The sequence below is a fragment of the Mycolicibacterium flavescens genome (assembly GCF_001722335.1).
Taxonomy (GTDB): Bacteria; Actinomycetota; Actinomycetes; order Mycobacteriales; family Mycobacteriaceae; genus Mycobacterium; species Mycobacterium flavescens.
The window spans coordinates 65,903-85,686 of record NZ_MIHA01000009.1 but is presented as its reverse complement, the minus strand read 5'-3'; the positions used below and the strand labels follow the sequence as shown (position 1 = coordinate 85,686).

20 protein-coding genes are annotated in these 19,784 nt (G+C 66.9%); 5 read left to right on the top strand and 15 right to left on the bottom strand.

Annotated features, from left to right (window positions below; all coding sequences use genetic code 11):
* Window positions 1-22: 22 nt before the first annotated feature.
* The 4 genes from BHQ18_RS13980 to BHQ18_RS13965 are packed head-to-tail and all read left to right on the top strand — an operon-like array spanning window position 23 to window position 3,886.
* Window positions 23-1,405: a flavin-containing monooxygenase gene (locus BHQ18_RS13980; protein WP_069414220.1), complete on the top strand. Its 1,383-nt coding sequence runs from the start codon at window positions 23-25 to the stop codon at window positions 1,403-1,405.
* Window positions 1,395-2,024 (top strand): TetR/AcrR family transcriptional regulator, encoded by a 630-nt coding sequence (locus tag BHQ18_RS13975; protein ID WP_069414219.1) that lies wholly within the window; start codon window positions 1,395-1,397, stop codon window positions 2,022-2,024. Before BHQ18_RS13980 ends, BHQ18_RS13975 begins: the two co-directional genes overlap by 11 nt.
* A gap of 60 nt (window positions 2,025-2,084) precedes the next feature.
* Entirely contained in the window at window positions 2,085-3,206 is a 1,122-nt protein-coding gene (locus BHQ18_RS13970; RefSeq protein WP_069414218.1) for an L-talarate/galactarate dehydratase, read from the top strand.
* Complete coding sequence (locus BHQ18_RS13965) at window positions 3,203-3,886, top strand: FadR/GntR family transcriptional regulator (RefSeq protein WP_069414217.1); 684 nt, start codon at window positions 3,203-3,205, stop codon at window positions 3,884-3,886. Before BHQ18_RS13970 ends, BHQ18_RS13965 begins: the two co-directional genes overlap by 4 nt.
* Before the next feature lie 7 nt (window positions 3,887-3,893).
* On the opposite strand, the gene BHQ18_RS13960 is transcribed toward BHQ18_RS13965, so the two are convergent.
* The 4 genes from BHQ18_RS13960 to BHQ18_RS13945 form a co-directional block, all read right to left on the bottom strand.
* Window positions 3,894-5,411 (bottom strand): tripartite tricarboxylate transporter permease, encoded by a 1,518-nt coding sequence (locus BHQ18_RS13960; protein WP_069414216.1) that lies wholly within the window; start codon window positions 5,409-5,411, stop codon window positions 3,894-3,896.
* A 19-nt stretch (window positions 5,412-5,430) separates the two neighbouring features.
* Window positions 5,431-5,994, bottom strand: coding sequence for a tripartite tricarboxylate transporter TctB family protein (locus BHQ18_RS13955; protein WP_234794172.1), 564 nt, complete (start codon window positions 5,992-5,994; stop codon window positions 5,431-5,433).
* Window positions 5,991-7,010, bottom strand: coding sequence for a Bug family tripartite tricarboxylate transporter substrate binding protein (locus BHQ18_RS13950; protein ID WP_069414215.1), 1,020 nt, complete (start codon window positions 7,008-7,010; stop codon window positions 5,991-5,993). The genes BHQ18_RS13955 and BHQ18_RS13950 overlap by 4 nt, the downstream gene beginning before the upstream one ends.
* A gap of 199 nt (window positions 7,011-7,209) precedes the next feature.
* Window positions 7,210-8,598: an oxygenase MpaB family protein gene (locus tag BHQ18_RS13945; RefSeq protein WP_069414214.1), complete on the bottom strand. Its 1,389-nt coding sequence runs from the start codon at window positions 8,596-8,598 to the stop codon at window positions 7,210-7,212.
* Between the two features lie 108 nt (window positions 8,599-8,706).
* On the opposite strand from BHQ18_RS13945, the gene BHQ18_RS13940 reads away from it, so the two are divergent.
* Window positions 8,707-9,579 carry a nitroreductase family protein gene (locus BHQ18_RS13940; protein WP_109789299.1) on the top strand — a complete coding sequence of 291 codons (873 nt, stop codon included), beginning with the start codon at window positions 8,707-8,709 and terminating at the stop codon, window positions 9,577-9,579.
* A gap of 23 nt (window positions 9,580-9,602) precedes the next feature.
* On the opposite strand, the gene BHQ18_RS13935 is transcribed toward BHQ18_RS13940, so the two are convergent.
* The 11 genes from BHQ18_RS13935 to BHQ18_RS13885 form a co-directional block, all read right to left on the bottom strand.
* Window positions 9,603-10,262: an LpqN/LpqT family lipoprotein gene (locus BHQ18_RS13935; protein WP_131815688.1), complete on the bottom strand. Its 660-nt coding sequence runs from the start codon at window positions 10,260-10,262 to the stop codon at window positions 9,603-9,605.
* Between the two features lie 175 nt (window positions 10,263-10,437).
* Entirely contained in the window at window positions 10,438-10,860 is a 423-nt protein-coding gene (arr, locus tag BHQ18_RS13930; protein ID WP_069414212.1) for an NAD(+)--rifampin ADP-ribosyltransferase, read from the bottom strand.
* A gap of 79 nt (window positions 10,861-10,939) precedes the next feature.
* Window positions 10,940-12,799 (bottom strand): sugar phosphate isomerase/epimerase and 4-hydroxyphenylpyruvate domain-containing protein, encoded by a 1,860-nt coding sequence (locus BHQ18_RS13925; protein WP_069414211.1) that lies wholly within the window; start codon window positions 12,797-12,799, stop codon window positions 10,940-10,942.
* Window positions 12,796-13,251: a type II 3-dehydroquinate dehydratase gene (aroQ, locus tag BHQ18_RS13920; RefSeq protein ID WP_069414210.1), complete on the bottom strand. Its 456-nt coding sequence runs from the start codon at window positions 13,249-13,251 to the stop codon at window positions 12,796-12,798. The genes BHQ18_RS13925 and aroQ overlap by 4 nt, the downstream gene beginning before the upstream one ends.
* 6 nt (window positions 13,252-13,257) lie before the next feature.
* Window positions 13,258-13,944 (bottom strand): 3-oxoacid CoA-transferase subunit B, encoded by a 687-nt coding sequence (locus tag BHQ18_RS13915; RefSeq protein ID WP_084294056.1) that lies wholly within the window; start codon window positions 13,942-13,944, stop codon window positions 13,258-13,260.
* On the bottom strand, window positions 13,941-14,630 hold the full coding sequence (locus BHQ18_RS13910; RefSeq protein ID WP_069414209.1) for a 3-oxoacid CoA-transferase subunit A: 690 nt from the start codon (window positions 14,628-14,630) through the stop codon (window positions 13,941-13,943). Before BHQ18_RS13910 ends, BHQ18_RS13915 begins: the two co-directional genes overlap by 4 nt.
* On the bottom strand, window positions 14,630-15,805 hold the full coding sequence (gene pcaDC / locus BHQ18_RS13905) for a bifunctional 3-oxoadipate enol-lactonase/4-carboxymuconolactone decarboxylase PcaDC (RefSeq protein WP_069414208.1): 1,176 nt from the start codon (window positions 15,803-15,805) through the stop codon (window positions 14,630-14,632). The genes BHQ18_RS13910 and pcaDC overlap by 1 nt, the downstream gene beginning before the upstream one ends.
* Window positions 15,802-17,007 (bottom strand): lyase family protein, encoded by a 1,206-nt coding sequence (locus BHQ18_RS13900; protein WP_069414207.1) that lies wholly within the window; start codon window positions 17,005-17,007, stop codon window positions 15,802-15,804. The genes pcaDC and BHQ18_RS13900 overlap by 4 nt, the downstream gene beginning before the upstream one ends.
* Complete coding sequence (gene pcaG / locus BHQ18_RS13895; RefSeq protein WP_069414206.1) at window positions 17,004-17,573, bottom strand: protocatechuate 3,4-dioxygenase subunit alpha; 570 nt, start codon at window positions 17,571-17,573, stop codon at window positions 17,004-17,006. The genes BHQ18_RS13900 and pcaG overlap by 4 nt, the downstream gene beginning before the upstream one ends.
* Window positions 17,570-18,304, bottom strand: a complete 735-nt coding sequence (gene pcaH, locus BHQ18_RS13890) for a protocatechuate 3,4-dioxygenase subunit beta (RefSeq protein ID WP_084294071.1) — start codon at window positions 18,302-18,304, stop codon at window positions 17,570-17,572. Before pcaH ends, pcaG begins: the two co-directional genes overlap by 4 nt.
* 129 nt (window positions 18,305-18,433) lie before the next feature.
* Window positions 18,434-19,780: an MFS transporter gene (locus tag BHQ18_RS13885; RefSeq protein ID WP_069414204.1), complete on the bottom strand. Its 1,347-nt coding sequence runs from the start codon at window positions 19,778-19,780 to the stop codon at window positions 18,434-18,436.
* Window positions 19,781-19,784 lie beyond the last annotated feature (4 nt).

Sequence of the window (19,784 nt, the reverse complement as noted above, 5' to 3'; positions counted from 1 at the left end):
CTACACAGGAACGGCAGGCGACATGGCTACATCACCCTCGGCATCACCAACGACGGCGATCATCGGTGCGGGCATCAGCGGTTTGACCACCGGGAAGAACCTCGCCGACGCCGGGATCGAGTACGACTGCTTCGAAGCGTCCGACCGCATCGGCGGCAACTGGGCGTTCCGCAATCCGAACGGGCATTCCAGCGCGTACCGATCACTGCACATCGACACCTCCCGTGATTGCCTGTCGTTCCGCGACTTCCCGATGCGCGCGGACCTCCCCGACTTCCCGCATCACTCCCAGGTCAAGGAGTACCTGGACGACTACGCCGAAACCTTCGGCCTGTTGGATCGCATCCAGTTCCAGAACGAGGTCAAGCACGCGCGACGCCTCCCGCAGGGCGGTTGGGAACTCGACACGGCGGACGGTCAGACGCGACGGTTTGACGCGCTGGTCGTCGCGAACGGCCACCACTGGGATCCCCGCACACCCGACTTCCCGGGCGAGTTCACCGGTGAGAGCATCCACGCCCACGCCTACATCGACCCGACCGAACCACTCGATCTGCGCGGCAAACGCATCGTCGTCGTCGGGATCGGCAACTCCGCGGCCGACATCGTCTCCGAGCTGTCCCAGAAGTCTTGGCGCAACACGGTTTACCTGTCGACGCGCTCGGGAGCCTGGGTTGTGCCGAAGTACATCTTCGGCAGGACCGCCGACAAGGTCGCGCGCTCGCTGCCGGTGATCCCGCTGTCGTGGCAGCGGCGCGCGATGCAACCGTTCGCGCGGTTGATGTTCGGTGATCCCGAGAACTACGGCCTACCGAAACCCAACCACCGATTCCTCGAGGCGCACCCCACCCAGTCCGCCGAACTGCTCATGCGGTTGGGGTCCGGTGACGCGACCGCGAAGCCGAACATCGAACGCCTGGACGGACGTTCGGTGGTGTTCGTCGACGGTTCGACCGTCGAGGCCGACGTGATCATCTATGCGACGGGCTACAACATCACGTTCCCGTTCTTCGACCGTAGCTTCATCGAGGCGCCCGACAACCGGCTCCCGCTGTACAAGCGGATCTTCAAGCCGGGCATCGACGACCTGCTCTTCATCGGGTTCGCCCAGGCGGTGCCGACGCTGTTCCCCTTCGTGGAGTGCCAGGCCCGGTTGGCCGCCGAGTATCTCGCCGGGACGTACCGGCCCCCGTCGGAAGCCGAGATGAAGCGCGTCATCGCCGCCGACGAACGAAAGTACGTCGGCCACTTCGCCGACAAACCGCGGCACACCCAGCAGGTGGACTACTGGGATTACGAACGCAACATGCGCAAGCGTGAGCTGCCGGCCGGCCGGCGCCGCGTCGAGAAGCTCGGTCCGGTGCGGCTTGCGGGCTGCGCACGCGAGGCAGCCGGTGCCGCCTGAGTCGACGCCGACGTCGCGACGCAGCGCGCGCCGACCGCAACCGCGCGGCGACGAGAGCCGGGCCCGAATCCTGGAGGCCTTCGAGGAGCAGCTGCAGACCCGGTCGCTCGCGGAGATCAGCGTCGCGGAACTGGCGCGGGCAGCGGGCCTGAAGCGGCCGGCGTTCTACTTCTACTTCGCGGGCAAACACGAAGTCGTCACCGAGCTGCTGATCGGCATCTTCCAGGACGACGTCTTCACGATCGAGGGATCGCTGGCCGGCGGCGGCGACCCGCGTCAGATCGTCGTCGACGCGATGACCCGGACCTTCGACTCCTGGCAGGCCCACCGGACCCTGTTCCGGGCGATGCTCGACGCCCGCGACGCCGACCCCGAGGCGACGGCCATCTGGGACCGGTGGTTGCAGCGCTACGAGGACCTCGTCAGCGACTTCATCACCACCCAGCCGACCATCGACATCCCCGATGTCGGCGCGCTCGCCCACACCCTGATCTCCATGAACGAACGGGTCCTGGACCGCTATGTGCGATCCGCGGACGGCCCGGAGGCGGTCGGCCCGCTGCGGGCGGCGATCATCCATGTCTGGCACACAGCACTTTTCGGGGATACCGCTCGCTGAGACCCCTCCGAATGCTTGTATGATAAGTTGCGACTGTCATCGTATAAGTAAGGGGAGGCCGTGGCCGACCGAATCCGGCATCTGAAGCTCTCCCACGTCGTCCTGCCGCTGGACACTCCGGTCAGCGATGCCAAGGTGCTCACCGGCCGCCAGAAGCCGCTCACCGAAACCGTGATGCTGTTCGTCGAGGTCCGCACCGAAGACGGTTACGAGGGAATGGGTTTCAGCTATTCCAAACGCGCGGGCGGGCGGGCGCAGTACACCCACTTGGCCGAGGTCGCCGAGAACGCACTCGGCCAGGATCCTTCCGACATCGACAAGATCTACCAGTCGTTGCTGTGGGCGGGGGCGTCTGTTGGCCGTTCCGGTACCGCCACGCAGGCGATCGCCGCGCTCGACGTCGCGCTGTGGGATCTCAAGGCCCGCCGCGCAGGGCTGCCGCTGGCCAAGTTGCTCGGCGCCCATCGTGACTCATGCCGGGTGTACAACACTTCCGGCGGGTTCCTGCAGGCCTCGGTCGAGGAGATCAAGGCGAAGGCCACCGCGTCGCTGGAGTCGGGCATCGGCGGGATCAAAATCAAGGTGGGCCAACCGGATTGGCGTACCGACCTGAAGCGTGTCGCGGCGCTGCGCGAGCACCTCGGCGACCGGCCCCTGATGGTCGACGCCAACCAGCAGTGGGACCGCGCCCGCGCCCGGCGGATGTGCCGCGAGCTCGAGGCCTTCGACCTGATCTGGATCGAGGAACCGCTCGACGCCTGGGACGCGGTCGGACACGCCGACCTCAGCCACGTCTTCGACACCCCGATCGCCACCGGCGAGATGCTGACGTCGGTGAGCGAACACATGTCCCTCGTCGACGCCGGCTACCGCGGCATCGTCCAACCCGATGCACCCCGCATCGGCGGTATCACCCCGTTCCTGCGGTTCTCGACGCTGGCCGCGCACGCCGGTCTGGCGCTGGCGCCGCACTACGCCATGGAGATTCACCTGCACCTGGCGGCGGCCTACCCGACTGAACCGTGGGTCGAGCACTTCGAGTGGCTCAACCCGTTGTTCAACGAGCGCGTCGAGATCCGCGACGGCCGGATGTACCTCCCGGAGCGGCCGGGGCTCGGGTTCACGCTCAGCGACCGGATGCGCGCCCTCACCGTGGAGAGCGCGGAGGTCGGTACGCGATGACGGAGAAGTCACTGGCGCAGCGGGTGGTCGCGGGCCTGAAGGACAAGATCTTCGCCGGCGAGCTTACGCCCGGTGAGAAGCTGCCGTCGGAGGCCGAGCTGATCGACGAGTTCGGGGTGTCGAGGACCGTGGTTCGCGAGGCGGTGACCCGGCTGCGCGCCGAGGGACTGGTCGAAACCTTCCAGGGCCGTGGCTCTTTCGTCCTGGCGGTGCCGCAGCCGTCGTCGTTCATGGTGGAGTCGGCCGCGCTGCGCACGCAGCGCGACGTGCTGGACATGGTGGATTTCCGGATCGGCGTGGAGAGCGAGGCCGCTGCGCTGGCGGCCGCCCGCGCCGACGATCGCGGCCGCCGCACGATCAGCGCGGCGCTGGCGGAGTTCGTCGGCGCCGCCCCCGAGGACGCGGTGCAGGCCGACTACCGGTTCCACCGGGCGGTCGCGGAGGTCAGCGCCAACCGGTTCCACCTCGAACTGCTCGACTCGCTGGGCCCGATGATGATCATGCTGCCGCGGACCCGGTTGGGCGACGAGTACTCGATGACCGACGCCGGACACGTGGCACGAGTGCAGCGCGAACACGAGGACATCGCCGCGGCGATCCGCGCAAGCGATCCCGACACCGCGCGCGCGGCGATGCGCGTGCACTTGGGCAACACCCGCAGGCGCCTCAGCGGTGGCTGAGACCGGCTCACACACCGACCTTTTCGTCGGTGTCGGCGGTCTTGCGCCGGGTCGCCCTGATGACCGTCGTGATCAGCGGCAGCAACAGCAGCGCGATGAACACCGCGAAGATCGTCCCGGAGATCGGGCGGGTGAAGAAGCCCGTCGGATCACCCCCGAAGATCAGCAGCGACCGGCGCGTGCTCGACTCGATGATCGACCCGAGCACGTACGCGAGCACCATCGGGCCGGGGTCGAAACCGGCCTTCTTCATGAAATAGCCGAGGATCCCGAACGCGACCATCAGGTAGATGTCGAAGACCGAGTTGTTGATCGTGTACACGCCCAGGATCGTGATGAGCGCGGTGATGGGCGCCAGGATCGCCGGGCGGACCCGCAAGATGCGCACGAACAGTCCGACAAGGGGGATCGACAGGATCAGCAACAGAAGGTTGCCGAGGTACATCGAATTGATGACGCCCCAGAACACGTCGGGACGCTCGTCGACCAACTGGGGTCCGGGCGAGACGCCCATGATCAGCAGCGCGCCGAACAGCATGGCCATCGACGCGTTCGCGGGCAGGCCGATGGTCAGCAGTGGGATGAAAGACGAAGTGGCCGCGGCGTTGTTGGCCGTTTCCGGTGCCGCGACACCCTCGACCGCGCCGCGACCGAACCGCTCGGGATTCTTGGCGCGCCGCTTCTCGGTGGCGTACGCGACGATCGAGGAGAGCACGGCACCGCCGCCCGGCAGCACGCCGAGCACGAAGCCGATCAGCGATCCGCGGCCGATGGCCCCCGAGGACTGGCGCAGATCCTTGCGCGACGGCCAGACGTTGCCGACCTTCGTGGGCGGGGTGGCCTTGCGGTGCCGCTGCTCGAGGTTGTAGAGGATCTCGCCGACACCGAAGAGACCCATCGCCACGACGACGAAGTCGATCCCGTCGGCCAGTTGCAGGCTGTCGAACGTGAATCGCTCTGCGCCGGTGAAGCTGTCGCGTCCCACCGTCGCCAGCAGCAGGCCCACCGCCCCGGCGATCAACGCTTTGAGCTTGTTGCCGCTGCCGATGGTCGCGACCAGCAGCACGCCGAGCGCCGCCAGCGCGGCGTACTCCGGTGGCCCGAAGCTCAAGGCGAACCCGGCGACGACGGGCGCCAGCAGCGTCAGGCCGATGATCGAGATCGTCGCGCCGACAAAGGATCCGATGGCGGCAATCCCGAGCGCCGTGCCCGCCTTGCCCTGCTTGGCGAGGGCGAAACCGTCGAAGACCGTGACCACAGAGGACGCCTCGCCGGGCAGGCGCAGCAGCACCGAGGTGATCGTGCCGCCGTACTGCGCGCCGTAGTAGATGCCGGCGAGCATGATGATCGCGGCAACCGGGTCGATGGTGTAGGTGATCGGCAGCAGGATCGCGATCGTCGCTGCCGGACCGAGGCCGGGCAACACCCCGATGACCATGCCGATCAGCACTCCGACGAGGCAGTACAGCATGTTCTTCGGTTCGGCGACGAGCGCGAAGCCTTCGACGAATGCGTTGAAATCCATGATGGTGGAGTGGTTTCCGCTACAGGGCGATCAGGTGGGGCAGCGGGATGCCGAGCCCGTACAGGAACAGGACGTAGAACGCCGCGACAGTCGCGACGCTGATGATCGCCGTGCTGCGCCACGTCTCACCGCCGAGGAACTTCAGCCACACCACGCACAGCAGCAAGGCCGGTATCTCGAATCCGGTCATCGGCAGCATGACGGCGAACACGATGAACGTGACGATGCCGATCGCGGGCAGCGCGCTGCTGCGGGTGAACGCCTCGCTGTCGGTCAACCCGCGGCCCACCGCCAGCAGCACCACCGACAACACGGTGATCAGCACGCTGACGACGAACGGCCACAGGCCCGGACCGGGTTCGTGCAGCGAGCCCAGACCGTAACCCCACGACAGCAGTGCACCGACGACGCCGATTCCGGTCCCGATCAGCGCGCTGACCGTCTGGTAGAGCGGACCACCCTGGGGAGGACGGTCCTCCTCCAGTTCGTGGGCGACCTCGGCCCCGATCTCGTGCAGGATGTCGCCGGGGGCGCGGTGTGTCGAATCCACGGGTGCGAGCGGCTTTTCGTGGGTTTCCGTCACGAACTGCCCTCTTCCCGCAGGCTGATGCCGTACTGGCCGACCAGGTCGGCGTAGCGTTGCTTGTCTTCGCGCAGATGCTCGAGGACCTCGTCGCCGGGGATCTCCATCGGCGTCAGGCTGTTCTGCTTGTTGAACTGCTTGTATTCCTCGGTGGCGAAGGTGGCTTGCATCCCTTCGACGAGCCGGTCCTTGACCTCCTGCGGGGTGCCCTTGGGGACCGTCATGAACCGGTACTGCGTCACCTCGACGTCGAGGCCCTGCTCTTTGGCTGTCGGCACGTCGGGCAGGTACTCGATGCGCTCGGGGCCGAAAACGGCCAGCGGGACCAGCTTTTGGGCCTGGATGTTCTCGATCGCCTCGCCGACCTGCAGGCTGGCGACGTCGACCTGGTTGCCGAGCACCGCGGCAAGCGCGGGCGCGCCGCCGTCGAACGGCACGGCCTGCGCGTTGATGTTGCTGGTCTTGAACAGCAGGGCGGCCGACAGCTGGGCTCCGGTGCCGACCCCGGTGGTGCCGTACCGGACGACCCGGTCGGGCGCGTTCTGCATGTCGGCGATCGTGCGGAATCCGCTGGCGGGGTTGGTGACCAACACGTAGTCGTCGCGGGAGACGCCCTGGACGACGTCGAAATCGTCGATGTTGGTCACCTCGTCCGGCGCGACGGCGAGCGGGGTGATGGTGAACAACGACGCGTTCTGGATCGCGATCTTGGAGCCGTCCGGTTCGGCGTTGACGATCTCCGCGGCGGCCAGCGCACCGTTGGCGCCTTCCCGGTTGATGACCGGGAAGGAGGCGCCGAGATTGTCGGAGAGGCCTTTCGACACGGCGCGGCTGATCAGGTCGCTGGAACCGCCGGGCGAGGCGCCGACGTACATCTCCACGGTGCCCGACGGCCAGGATTCCCCCGACCCGCTTCCGGTCGTGTTCTGCACACCTGAACATCCGGTGACGGTGAGGCCGACCGCGGCGGCGACCGCCAGTCCGGTGCGGAAGCGGGTGCTGTGCATGATCGCCATGAGTTGTCTCCTAAGGTCCGACCGTGGCGCAGGTCACTCACGAGCACGCTAGGTGGGGTTGGCGATACCTGTCCAAGCTATATTTGGCATCGATTCATCCAAACCAGGCATGACTGGTCAGTTGGCGACTGTGTGCCGAACGTGGATTACCCGCACGCCATTCGCGCTTTTGGCGTGCGGGTAATCCACTTTCGCCGGGTTATCCGGTGAAGCCCTCTCCGGCCGTCGAGCGGTCGTGATGGGTGTAGGTCAGCGGGATGTTCTTGCCGCGGGCGATCTTGTTCAGCGTGGCGATCCGCTCACGCGCGGCCGCACCGGTCCGCTTCCTCTGCTCGCGGATCGGATTGGTCCACGGCAGCCGGTCGGCGACCCGCGCGATGCCGACGTTGACGCGGGCGATGTTCTCGAACACCTGGATCCGCCGTTGAAAGTTGTAGCCCAGCGGTTCGAACAGGGTGCCGGCGATCATCGCCTCGATCTGCTGGTATCCGAACACCACACCGGCCGGGACCAGGGCGACGCTGGCGGTGAGCTGGTTGACGTGCCGCGCCACCAGCTTGCGGGCCCAGCCGGGGAAGGTCTCGGTCAGCGTCATCAGGTGCGCCGGGCCGGCGATCGCGTCGACGAGCTGGGCCCGCCACGGTGACGGATTGCCGCCGCGGGCCAGCACATAGTTCAGCGACTTGATCAGCTCGAGGCCGTCGGCGGACTGCAGCCGCTCCGGCGCTCCCCAGAGCCGGCCCGAGAACGACGAGTACTCGGCGAGGTCCTCGAGTTCCCGGCGCGTCAGCTTGCGCCCGAAGGCGTGGTCCACGAGCCGCCCGAGCAGCATGCCACTCCCGAAGCCGAGCAGCGACGTGACCGGAATCGGTTCGCCGAACTTGAGATAGACGTCGTCGCCCCATTTGCGACGCAATCCGCGGCTGACCATCGCGTGCATCAACCGCACCCGCACCACGTCCTGGAAGGCCTCCGAGTGCCGGTCGAAGATGTCGGGCAGCGTGAACTCCGCGAACACCCGCGCGGTCTCGATGAAGCGCCGGGGCCCGTCGTCGGCGAACCGGCCGGTGGCGCCGGTGGCCGCGGAGATGTCGCCGGTCATCGCGGTCTCGTAGAACGCCCACCCGCGGATGATCATCGTCGCCGCCATGGTGGCCGACATCGCCAGCATGCGGCCGCGTTCGGCGGCCACGAGGTCGAACTGGCTCGGCAGCTGGTCGAGGTGCTCGAACAGTTCGACGAACTCCTGCGGAGGATCGTCGAGGGTCTCGATCCCTTGGGTCAGCGCCTGTTCGAACATTGCCCGGCCCCGCTCGTGGCCGATCCGCTCGAACGCGTCGACCACGCCGATCATGTGCTCGTCGGCCTGCCAGAAGTAGTCGTCGCGCAGGCGGGTGATGGTGTTGGGTTCGACCTCTTTGTCGATGTCGATCCAGTCGCCGAAGATGAACTCACGCATCTGGCGCCACTGGTCGGCGAAGTGGTCACGACCCGGCGGGATGGGCCGCAGCGGCCGCTCAGGCTCGTCGCGACGATTGAACTCGACGTCCTCGAGTGCGATCTCTTGGCGTTCGCCGGTCAGGGTCATGTGTTGAGTCCATTCGCAGAGGGCATCTGTGTCGAAGTTATCGCAGGAGTGGAGATTATGTGAACGGCGGTTCTGAGTTGACGCCCAGGACAGGTCACAATGGACGACGTGGATGCCGCCTTCCCCGACGCCTCGACGCTGGAGCGGGTTCTCGACCTCGCGGCGCGGGCCCCGTCGGCGGGCAACGCCCAGCCCTGGCGATGGCTGGTCGACGACCGCGGTGTCCAGTTGTCCGCCGACTGGCAACGCCGCCGCGGGGACAGCCCCTCGGACCGGAGCGACGTCCTGCTCGGTTGCGGTGCCGTGCTGCACCACTGCGTCGTCGCCTTCGCCGCGGCCGGGTGGGGAAGCCGGATCCGTCGGTTCCCCGAGGACGGGGTGCTGGCGTCGATCGACCTCGAGGTGCGGCCCGGCGGTGACGGGAGCCGCGAGCTGGCCGAAGCGATTTCGCGGCGCCGGGCGGACCGCCGACCCTATCGCGGCGCGCTGCCCGCGGGCACCGTCGAGCAGCTCGTCGTCCGCGCGGCGCGGTTCGACGTCGAGGTGTCGGTCGTGCCGACCTCTCGCTGGACCCGGCTGGGCGACGCCGAGTTCGCGTTGCGGTTCGCAGATGGTTCACCGGCGCACGACGACGACGAGGCCGCGATGCTGGTGCTGGCGACCGACTCCGACACCGACCTGGCGCGGCTGCGCGCAGGTGAGGCGCTCAGCGACCTGACATTGGCTGCGACAGCCCTCGGGCTGGTGACGTGTCCGTTGACGGAGCCGCTGCGGAACTCACGCGACCGGATCGCGTTGGCGTGTGAGGTTTTCGACGGCGCCGCGTATCCGCAGGCGTTGATCCGGCTGGGGCCGCAATCCGTGGGTGAGCCGCTTCCGCCGCCCGAACGGCGGTCGGTCGCCGAGACGACGACGTTTGCGTTTCAGGTAGAGCGCCAACGTGAGCTTGTGCGCGAAAAATCAACCGAAACTCGCGCATAGCTTCACGTTCGGCGCCGGAGACGTCAGGCAGTAGCGGGTGTCAGCACCTGGACTCCGGAAAGGATCGTTCCGATCGCACGCTGGTACTCAGGATCGTCGCCGTGGGTGGTTCTGGTCGTGACCGCGACCTGATGGGTTTCGTCTGCCGCAGGGACGACGACTACCAGCAGGGTCTCGTCGGCCGACGGCAACCCGTCGCTGGTCCGCGTGAAGTGAACTGTCTGGCCGGGGAAACCGCACACCTCGGTGTCGGTGGCGGTCACATGTGTGTTGCCAGGGTCTTTTTCGGTCCTGACACGCACGCTTTCCAGCTCCGTCGCGGGGTCGCGGTGGCCTTGTAGCGTCCTCAATGCCACCGTCGCTGACGCGATGCGGCCCGCCTTCAAGCTTCCGTTAGCCATGGCGAACCGCCGCTCTTCGGACTCGTTCTCTGGATCGCGCTCCCATCCGGCGGGCTGGGGGATGACGATCTGCGGCTCGTTGGCCAGACTCCGGACCGCTGTCATGGGTGCCGACACGACGTTGCAGGCGCTTGCGGTACCGGTGACTTTCGACTGTTCCGTGGGCGTACCGGAGGCTTCCGTCTGTTCGGTGGCCGGGTTGGAAGCTTCGCGCGTACAACCAACCGCCAGCAGTGTTGTCACCAGAACCACGGCGGTAATCTTCGATTCTGTGATGGACATGGCAACCTCCCTCGACTCCACCGATACAAAAAGTGCGGTGTAGGTTGCAAGAGGTTTCCCGAATCGACACGTGCGTCCCGGCAGGGGCTGAGTTTGCCGGGTATACCTGCCGAAGTGCGTGAGCCACTGTTGTTGGCAACGAGATTCGCCACGTCGCCCCCCGTCGCCGGCAGCGTCAGTTGATGATCTCGGCGTGTTCGTCGGAGAGGAGCGCGGACAGACGTTCCCGCCATTCCTGCAACTGATCCGGTGTCAGCCGCGTCCATTCGGTGATCTCGCCGACGACCCGTAGCGGCGCCGAACTGCGGTATGACCGCATCGGGTTGCCCGGGAACTTCTTGTCGGTCACGTTCGGGTCGTCCTCGAACTCCCCGGTCGGCTCAACCTCATAGACCCTCGGAACGGCTCCCTTGCCGGCGAGTTCTGCGGCGATCTCGGCGGCAAGGCCCGCCCCGTCGACGAGAGCGGTGAAGTAGACGTGGTTCATCACGATCTCAGGGCGGTAGTTCGATCGATGACCCGCGGTGAGAAACTGACCGGCGCCCAATTGCGCTGTGGTGCCATGGAAAAACGGGCCTTCATCAAGCGATTGCGACACGCGGATCCTTCGGACGGGCTGCTGGGGTTCGCAAGTATGCAGCACCACTGCGCCCTTGCCGCAAGACCCCCTGCCTGTCTTATCCTGAAGGTGGAACGCTGTTCGAGGTCGCCTTACCCCGGCGTGCGGCGACGTGAGCGGCCATCCGGATCGGGGCGTCGGCGACTGGGCGACCGCGGTAGTCGCCGCGCCGCTCGACGATCTCGAAGTAGACCTGAGAGCCGATCACCGTGGTGTAGGCGTGCAGGTACTCGCCGCCCGCCCGCCGGTCGTAGAGGATGTTGTGCCGCATCAGCGTAGAGACGAACTCGTCGGTCAGGTCGAGCCGGGCCTGTAGGTCGTCGTAGTAGTTGGCCGAGATCTGCAGCATCGGCGCATCGCTCGACATCTTCGACACCGTGCCGATGATGTCCCGGGTCGTCAACGCGATGTGCTGGGGAGTCTGAACGCCAGGTGACCACCTACCGCGCCGCAGTAACGGGCCGTCGAGCGCCACACCGAACCCGCTCGAATCTCGCGTCCGCAGCAGATGACTGCGCACCAGGCCGTAAGGGCCGGGATATTCGGCTACCTCTTCGGTGAGCATCCCGAGTACGGATCGATAGAACAGGACGCATTCGTCGTACCGGTCGAACGGCGCTGTCACTGAAATGTGGTCGATACCGGAGATGCCCCCGTCGAAGACGGCGTTGATCGACGGTTCGGATTCGAAATCTCTACGCCAGTCCAACGGATCGCGATCGGCGGAGACGAAGAAGACCGACACGCCATCGGGTGCGGCTACGGCCGGCAGGTCGGCCTCCCCGGGACGGACCACGCGCGGCAGCGCGGCAACATGCAGCCCTTCTGCGGCCGCAGCCACCCGGGACGGGTCGTCGGTTTCGAACCCGATCGCCGCGATCGATGTGGAGTCGTCCTCTGCGGCGTCGGTCGAGACGCTCACGAGAATGGTGGCGTCGTTCTGCGTCCAGACGGCGACCGGCTTCGAACGGTGTTTCGCCGCGCGCGAGAATCCCAGCGCTGTCAGCGCTCGCTCCGCGCTCGCGAGGTTCGTCGGAGTGACACTCAATTCGATGAACGCGGCGTGGATCCGTGAGGGTGTCCGGCGTTCGTCCAGGTCGGCTGCCAAGGCTTCCAACGAGCGAACCGCGTCAATGGCCGTGCGGACGGGTGAGGCTTGCCGGAAGACATCGTTGAATACCTCCAGCGACAAGGGGCCGCGATAGCCGGCTTTCAATACGGCCTTGGTGAACGCGGTGAGGTCGAACGCGCCTTCCCCGGGAAACAGTCGGTAGTGCCTACTCCATTGCAGGACGTCCATGTCCTTGTGCGGAGCGTCGGCGAGTTGGACGAAGAAGATCTTGTCGCCCGGAACCTCGTCGAGGTTGGCGAGAGCCGAGGATCTCGACAGGATGTGAAAGCTGTCCAGGCACAGGCCGACAGCCGGGTGATCGGCTCTACTAACCGCATCCCAGGACTGCTGCCACAGATTGACGGTGCTCCCCCATGCCAGCGCCTCGTAGGCAATCCGCATTCCGCGACGCTGCGCGAGATCACCCGCGGCACGCAGTTGTGTTGCCAGCTCGTCCAAATCGGTCACCGCGTCTGCGGACGCGTTGGAGCACACCAAGATCAACCCGGCACCGAGCTCGGCCATGACGTCGAACTTGCGATCGAGTCGTTTCAGATTACGGCGGAACTGTTCTGGATCGGTGCTGTCGAGGTCTCGGAACGGCTGATAGAGGACGATTTCCAATCCGAGGTCTTCGCATTGCTCGCGCACCTGATTCGCGCTGGATGTCGATGCGATGAGATCGGGTTCGAACAGTTCGACGCCGTCGAACCCGGCGTGCGCTGCAGCGACGAGCTTGTCGTCGAGTGTTCCCGACAGACAAACAGTGGCAATGGTTTTCGCATGGCGCTTCGCGCTGAAAGTCACGGTTGCTCTCCTTGATCGGCGAGGGATCGGATGGCCAATTCGTAGCCTTTGACTCCCAGACCCACGATCACGCCCGTGGCGACCGATGAAATGTAGGAATGGTGTCTGAAGGCTTCGCGCCGGTGAACGTTCGACACGTGCATTTCGATCACTGGAAGCTCGGCACCTTTGATCGCGTCGCGCAGCGCTATCGAGGTGTGCGCGTACGCCCCTGGGTTGAACACTGCGCCGAGCAGACTTCCCGACCGCCAGTCGGCTCCGGCGGCGTGGATCCTGTCGATCAACACCCCTTCGTGATTGGACTGGAGGAAATCGATGTCCAGGGCGAGGTCGTCGCCGACCGCCCGGCAGAGCTTCTCGACGTCATCGAGGGTGCTCGAACCGTAGTGGGTGGGTTCCCGCGTGCCGAGCAGGTTGAGGTTCGGCCCGTTCATGACGATCACGGTAGGCATCAGTTGCTACTCCTCCACCCGTCTGAGCGGCACCTCTAGTCGGTGGACGAGTTCGGTGAAGGACACCCCGTAGGTCGCGATGACTCGCACGCCCTCGGGCCGGACGGCGAATGTGGCCGATTCGGTGTACACGCGGCTGACGCAGGACAACCCGGTGAGCGGATAGGTGCAGTTTGCAACGAGTTTCGGCGTCCCGTCCTTCGCGAACAGGCTCATCATCACGAAGACGTCCTTGGCGCCGATCGCCAGGTCCATGGCACCCCCGACCGCGGGTATCGACCCTGGCGCGCCGGTGTGCCAGTTAGCCAGATCGCCGTGCGCGGACACCTGAAAGGCGCCCATCACGCACACGTCGAGGTGTCCGCCGCGCATCATCGCGAACGAGTCCGCATGGTGGAAGTAGGCGGCGCCGGGCAACTCGGTCACCGGCATCTTTCCGGCGTTGGTCAGGTCGGGATCGATCTCCTCGCCGTGTGCTTCCGGGCCCATTCCCAACATGCCGTTCTCGGTGTGCAGAACGACTCCGCTCTCAGGCGAGAGATAGTCCGAAACTTTCGTCGGCTGTCCGATGCCCAGGTTGACGAAGGAGCCACGCGGGATGTCGGAGGCGACGGCTTGGGCGATCTCGTCGCGGTCCAACGCCGGCCGGTCAAGGTGCTCGACGGTGCGCGACACGGTGAGTGCGATGGTCATGACGCCTCCGATACGCCGACACCCGCCGCTTCGAGATCGAGCACTCGATCGACGTATATCGACGGTGTGACAACGCATTCCGGGTCTATGGCGCCTGTCTCGACGACCTCGGACACCTCGACGATCGTCAGGTCGGCCGCCGTCGCCATGACCGGCCCGAAGTTGCGCGCCGTCTTGCGGTAGACGAGGTTGCCCATCCGGTCACTGCGGTAGGCGCCGATCAGAGCGACGTCGCCGTGGATGGGGTACTCCAACACGTAGTCGCGTCCGTTGATCGTGCGGGATTCGCGACCCGCCGCGAGGTCGGTGCCGAACCCCGTCGGCGAGTAGAAGGCGCCGATGCCGGCACCCGCGGCCCGCATGCGTTCGGCGAGATTGCCCTGCGGGACCACCTCGAGGTCGATCCTGCCCGCGCGATACAGCTCGTCGAACACGTAGGAATCGGTTTGCCGCGGGAACGAGCAGATGATGCGGTCGACCCGGCCGGCAGCCAGCAGCGCCGCCAGTCCGGTGTCGCCGTTGCCGGCGTTGTTGCTGACGATGGTCAGGTTGGTGGCGCCCTGGGCGATCAGTGCGTCGATCAACACGGTCGGCATGCCGGCCATGCCGAAGCCGCCCACCAGAACGGTTGCGCCGTCTTCGATTCCGGCTACCGCGGCTTGCGCATCATTGGTGATCAGTACCATCACGCATCACCACGTCGGTCGACGTCCGGCAGCACGTCGGAGGCGATGCGGAAGGCGCTGTTGGCGTCGGGAACGCCACAGTAGATGGCGGTCTGCATGATCAGCTCCTTGATCTCGTCATTGCTCAGCCCGTTGCGCCGCGCCGCGCGCAGGTGCATCGCGAATTCCTCGTGATGGCCGCGTGCGATCAGCGCGGTGAGCGTGATCATCGATCGACTGCGGCGGTCCAGACCCGGCCTGGTCCAGATCCCGCCCCAGGCGTATTCGGTGATCATGCGCTGGAAGTCGGTGGTCAGTTCGTCGGCGGCCGCGGTGGCGCGGTCGACGTGGGCGTCGCCGAGCACCTCCCGTCGGACGGCCATCCCGGCCCGGTAGACGTCGTCGGGGGTCTGGGTGGCAGGCCGTTGCGGAAGTCCGGCCCGTTGCGCAATGAGGGCGGCGACGCGGTCCGGCGCCTCCGCCGGTGCAAGGTGCCCCACTCCGTCCAACACGACGACCTCGCCGTCGCGAACACCGGCGGCGATGAGTTGCAACGATTCCGGTGGGGTGGGGAGGTCTTCGCTGCCGGCAACGGCGAGCACCGGCGTGACGATGTCGGGCAACTGCGCTACGACGTCGAAGTCAGCCAGCGCCTCGCAAATGTGCGCATAGGACTGCGGGTCCGTGTGTCTCAGGCTGTCCAGGAGCGCGGCGCACACGCCGGGGTGCTGCTCGGGGAAACCGGGCGCGAACCAACGTCCGGGGGCCGCGTCGACCATCGCGGCCACGCCGTCAGCACGCACGGCGGCGGCCCGGTCGCGCCAACCGTCCGGCGTGCCGATCACCGCACCGGTGCACAGCAGCGTCGCCGTTGCCATCCGGTCCGAAGCGTCGAGGGCGATCTGCAGACCGACGCAGCCACCGACGGAGTCGCCCGCGTAGTGGAACGTCTCCGCGCCGTGCCGGTCGGCGAGTTCGACCACCGCCGCGGCCAGTTCGGCGATGCTCGACGGTCCGCCCGGTCGGCTTCGTCCGTGCCCGGGCAGGTCCCAGCCGACGACGCGGGCCTGCGCGCTGAGCCGTTCGGCGACGGCACCCCACAAGGTGGCCGCGGAGGTGCCGAGCGACGGGCCGAGCAGGATCAGCGGACCCTCTTCGGGCCCGCCGAAGTCGACGGTGGCCACGGCCGGGCTCATGAAGACTCCTTGACGAAGCGGCGCGCTCTGCTCAGCGTCGCGCCGACCAAGCGGTCCACGGCGCCCGAATATTCGGGGAGCGCGGCACGCCCGGTCAGTTCGGTCATGTCGCGCTGCTCCGAGAGCAAACCCGGCGCGGCGTCGAGATTGGCTGCGGCGCGGTCCTCGTCGATCTGCAGGCCCGATACCAGTTCAGTCGTGTGCACCGCGGCGACAACGGTGTGCCGCGTCAGCGTCCGCAGCGTCGCCCATTCCGCGTGCCAGGCGCCGTCGGAGCGCTCGTCAACGCTCGCGGCCGACGCGGCGTGCAGGGTGGCCGCCAACGGGCCCGCGGTGACCGCCGCGCGGCGGATCAACACCGAGCGGACCGGATTGTTCTTGTGCGGCATGGTCGACGACCCGCCACCGCGTCCTTCGCACATCTCGCCGATCTCGGGCCGACTCGCCGTCGCGACGTCGGAGGCAATGTGGCCCCAAGCGTCGCAACAGGTCACCATCGCGTCGCCGATGCGAGTGATCGCCGACCGCGTGGTGTGCCAGGGCAAGGCGGGTGCCAGATGGAGGTGCTCGGCCAATGCGTCGCTCAACGCGACGGCGCCGTCAACCGAACCGGCCAGTTCGGTCGCGGCCGCAAGGGTGCCCGCGGCGCCGCCGGCTTGTACCGGCAACGACGACCTCAGCCCCGCCAGCGGCTCGGCGGCGTCCAGCACGCCGTCCAGCCAGTGGGCGATCCGGGCGCCCAGGGTGGTCGGAAGGGCAGCCTGGGTCAACGTCCGTGCGAGCGTTGGTGTGGCTCGGTGTTTCTCGGCGAGATCGGTCAGAGTTCGGACCTGCTCGGCGCCCTCGTCGGCGATCTTCTCGAGGGCGTCCCGCGCGCAGACGATCAGCGCTGTGTCGAGCACGTCCTGACTCGTCAGACCCCGGTGCAGCCAACGGGCGGTGGCCGCGTCCGAACGCTCGCGCAGAAGCGCGACCAGCGCACTGACGGGGTTGCCGTCCACGTCGGACCGTCGGGCCACCGCACCGAGGTCGCCGTCGGCGAGGACGCCGCTGAGGTCGGCGCGCGCCTCCGGTGGGGCGATCCCCGCCCTGACCAGTGCGTCGAGCCACGCCTGCTCCACGGCCACCATGGCCTCGAGGAAGGCTCCGTCACTCATCAGGTCGCCAGCGAGGTGGTCACCGGGCCAGAACAGGTCGGTCATCGCGGGTGCCCCGGGTAGCGCAGGAAGACGGTCTCCGGTTTGCCTGCGGCTTCCTGCAATTGGATGTCGAAGCGCAGCCCGCGTCCGTCGCGGTTCGCGATGAGGGTCTCGCGCCGTTCGGCCGGAAGTGCAGCCAACAGCGGGTCGTCGGCGAGGTGCTCCCCCGGAATGTAGGCGCGGGTGAACAACCGGTTGAGCAGTCCGCGGGCGAACACGGTGACGAGAATGAATTGCGGGGTCCCGGGTCGAGTCGCGCCGGGGATGACGGTGGAGAAGCTGTACCGCCCGTCATCGCCGGTGCCGGCCCGGCCCCACCCGGTGAAGGTGAAGCCGTCGCGGCGAAGTGAGCCTGCGGCGGTGGGGATCCTGCCGTCGGCGTCGGCCTGCCAGATCTCCAACAGCGCGTCGGGCACGGGTCGGCCGTGGCCGTCGAAGACCACTCCCGACAGTTGCACCGCGTCCGGCGAGCCGGGCGGCACCAGTTCGTTGGACCGCTCGAACGGCAGCGCGTAGCCGAAGAAGGGTCCGACGGTCTGGCCGGGCGTGGCGGTCAGCGGCGGCGTCATCGGTGATCACCCGCGTGGTCGGGGATCTCGAAAGGGGTGCGCGTCGCACCCGTGAGCACGATGTCCCACCGGTACCCGGTGGCCCACTCGTGCGTGGTGACGTCGTGATCGTAGACGGCGACCAGTCGGTCGCGCGCCCTCGGATCGACGATCGACTGGTAAATGGGGTCGAGGCCGAAGAGCGGATCGCCCGGGAAGTACATCTGGGTGATCATCCGCTGCGTGAATTCCGTTCCGAACAAGGAGAAGTGGATGTGCGCCGGACGCCACGCATTGCGGTGGTTCTTCCACGGATACGGCCCGGGCTTGATGGTGGTGAACCGGTACGTGCCGTCGTGATCGGTCAGGCAGCGGCCGACCCCCGTGAAGTTCGGGTCGATCGCCGCGGGGTGCTGATCGCGTTTGTGGATGTAACGACCACCGGCGTTGGCCTGCCAGATCTCGACGAGTTGCCCGCGCACCGGCCGGCCGTCCCCGTCGAGCACCCGGCCCGTCACGACGGTCCGTTCACCGATCGGCTCACCGCCGTGCTGGACGGTGAGATCGGCTTCCAGTGGATGGACGTCGCGTTCGGAGAAGCACGGGCCCCACAATTCGACACCCTCCGGGTCGGCCTGGTGTAGGTCCTTGGTCGGATGGCGCAACAGGCTGCTGCGGTACGGCGCGTAGTCGAGACGCGGTTGCGTCTCCTCGACGCCGGCCTGCGGGTAGGCGGACGCGATGTCGGCCATCTGAGCCGTGATCGCGTCTTGGCTGGCGATCGCGGTGTCGGAACCGGTGTCGGGGATGGCAGTCTTGTTCGGCACGGTGAGGACTCCAGAAGGTCAGGTGCGGCGGTGTCGCAACCGGTCGGCGGGTGTTCAGTGATCGACGAGTACCCGCGCCGAGCCGGGACTCTTCGCGCCCAGCAGTTCGGTCGAGACGTCCTTCGTCTCCTTGGCCGTGAGAGCCGAGGCCGTGGCGATGAGGCACACGACAGCGGTGAAGACGCTGATGACCACCCAGCCGCCCTCCTGCACGCCGCCAAGTGCGGTGACGATCGCCGGCGCGAAACCCGCCACCAGGAAGCCCAATTGGGTACCGATCGCCAGTCCGGAGAACCGCACCTGGGTGGAGAACATCTCGCCGTAGAACGACGGCCACACGGCGTTGGCCGCGGCGTAGCCGAACGAGAAGGTGGCGACCGCCAGCGCGAACATCAGCACCACGTCGTCGCCGCTCATCGACAGCAGGTAGAACGGCATGATCGCCGCCGAGGACAGCGCGCCATAGATGAAGACCGGCTTGCGTCCGATGCGATCGGCGAGCTTGCCGAACAACGGCTGGGTCAACAGGGCCACCACGTTTGCGACCACCACCAGCCACAACGTCACGTCGGCGTTGAGTCCCATCTCCTTGCCATAGGCGATGGCGAGGTTGGCGAACACCGTTGACACGGCGGCGATGAAGGCACAGAAGAACACCCGCAGCACGTCCCGCGAGTGGCTGCGCATCAGCGGTACCAACGGCATCCGGGCGATGGTGCCCGAGGCCCTGACCTCTTCGAATTCCGGGGTCTCGTGCAGCTTGCGACGGATGAAGTAGGCCACCACCACAACGACCGCGCTGAGCCAGAAGGGAACTCGCCAACCCCACGAGTACAAAGCGTCGTCAGGCAACGCGACGATCGGGATGACGACGAGTGAGGCGAGGATCAGACCGCCCTGGGTGCCGGTCAGCGTCCAGGAGGTGAAGAAGGCCCGCTGGTGGTCAGGGGAGTGTTCCAGCGTCAGCGAACTGGCGCCCGCCTGCTCACCTGCGGCGGAGAAGCCCTGCAGCAGACGGCATGTCACCAGGAGGATGGGCGCGAGCGCTCCGACGGTCTCGTAGGTGGGCAGACAGCCGATCGCGAACGTCGACACGCCCATGAGCACCAGCGTGAACATCAGGACGTTGCGGCGCCCGAGCCGGTCACCGAAGTGCCCGATCACGAAGGCGCCGATGGGCCGCGCAATGTAGGCAACGCCCAGCGTGGCGAATGACTGGGCCAACGCCACCGTGTCGTTGCCCTCGGGGAAGAAGACCTCCGGGAAGACCAGTGCGGCAACGAAACCGAAGACAAAGAAGTCGTAGTACTCGACCGCACTTCCCATGAAGCTGGCCAGCGCAGCTTTCTTGGGCGTCCGTTCGGGCACACCGTCGAGTGGTTTGCTCGTGGCCTCGCTCATGGGC

Bases quoted from the DNA above. Each gene is read 5' to 3' on its own strand.
- BHQ18_RS13980 (WP_069414220.1), top strand. From the start codon at position 23: ATGGCTACATCACCCTCGGCATCACCAACGACGGCGATCATCGGTGCG.
- BHQ18_RS13965 (WP_069414217.1), top strand. From the start codon at position 3,203: ATGACGGAGAAGTCACTGGCGCAGCGGGTGGTCGCGGGCCTGAAGGAC.
- BHQ18_RS13960 (WP_069414216.1), bottom strand. From the start codon at position 5,411: ATGGATTTCAACGCATTCGTCGAAGGCTTCGCGCTCGTCGCCGAACCG.
- BHQ18_RS13950 (WP_069414215.1), bottom strand. From the start codon at position 7,010: ATGGCGATCATGCACAGCACCCGCTTCCGCACCGGACTGGCGGTCGCC.
- BHQ18_RS13945 (WP_069414214.1), bottom strand. From the start codon at position 8,598: ATGACCCTGACCGGCGAACGCCAAGAGATCGCACTCGAGGACGTCGAG.
- BHQ18_RS13935 (WP_131815688.1), bottom strand. From the start codon at position 10,262: ATGTCCATCACAGAATCGAAGATTACCGCCGTGGTTCTGGTGACAACA.
- aroQ (WP_069414210.1), bottom strand. From the start codon at position 13,251: ATGCCTACCGTGATCGTCATGAACGGGCCGAACCTCAACCTGCTCGGC.
- BHQ18_RS13915 (WP_084294056.1), bottom strand. From the start codon at position 13,944: ATGACCATCGCACTCACCGTGTCGCGCACCGTCGAGCACCTTGACCGG.
- BHQ18_RS13910 (WP_069414209.1), bottom strand. From the start codon at position 14,630: ATGGTACTGATCACCAATGATGCGCAAGCCGCGGTAGCCGGAATCGAA.
- pcaDC (WP_069414208.1), bottom strand. From the start codon at position 15,805: ATGAGCCCGGCCGTGGCCACCGTCGACTTCGGCGGGCCCGAAGAGGGT.
- BHQ18_RS13900 (WP_069414207.1), bottom strand. From the start codon at position 17,007: ATGACCGACCTGTTCTGGCCCGGTGACCACCTCGCTGGCGACCTGATG.
- pcaG (WP_069414206.1), bottom strand. From the start codon at position 17,573: ATGACGCCGCCGCTGACCGCCACGCCCGGCCAGACCGTCGGACCCTTC.
- pcaH (WP_084294071.1), bottom strand. From the start codon at position 18,304: ATGGCCGACATCGCGTCCGCCTACCCGCAGGCCGGCGTCGAGGAGACG.
- BHQ18_RS13885 (WP_069414204.1), bottom strand. From the start codon at position 19,780: ATGAGCGAGGCCACGAGCAAACCACTCGACGGTGTGCCCGAACGGACG.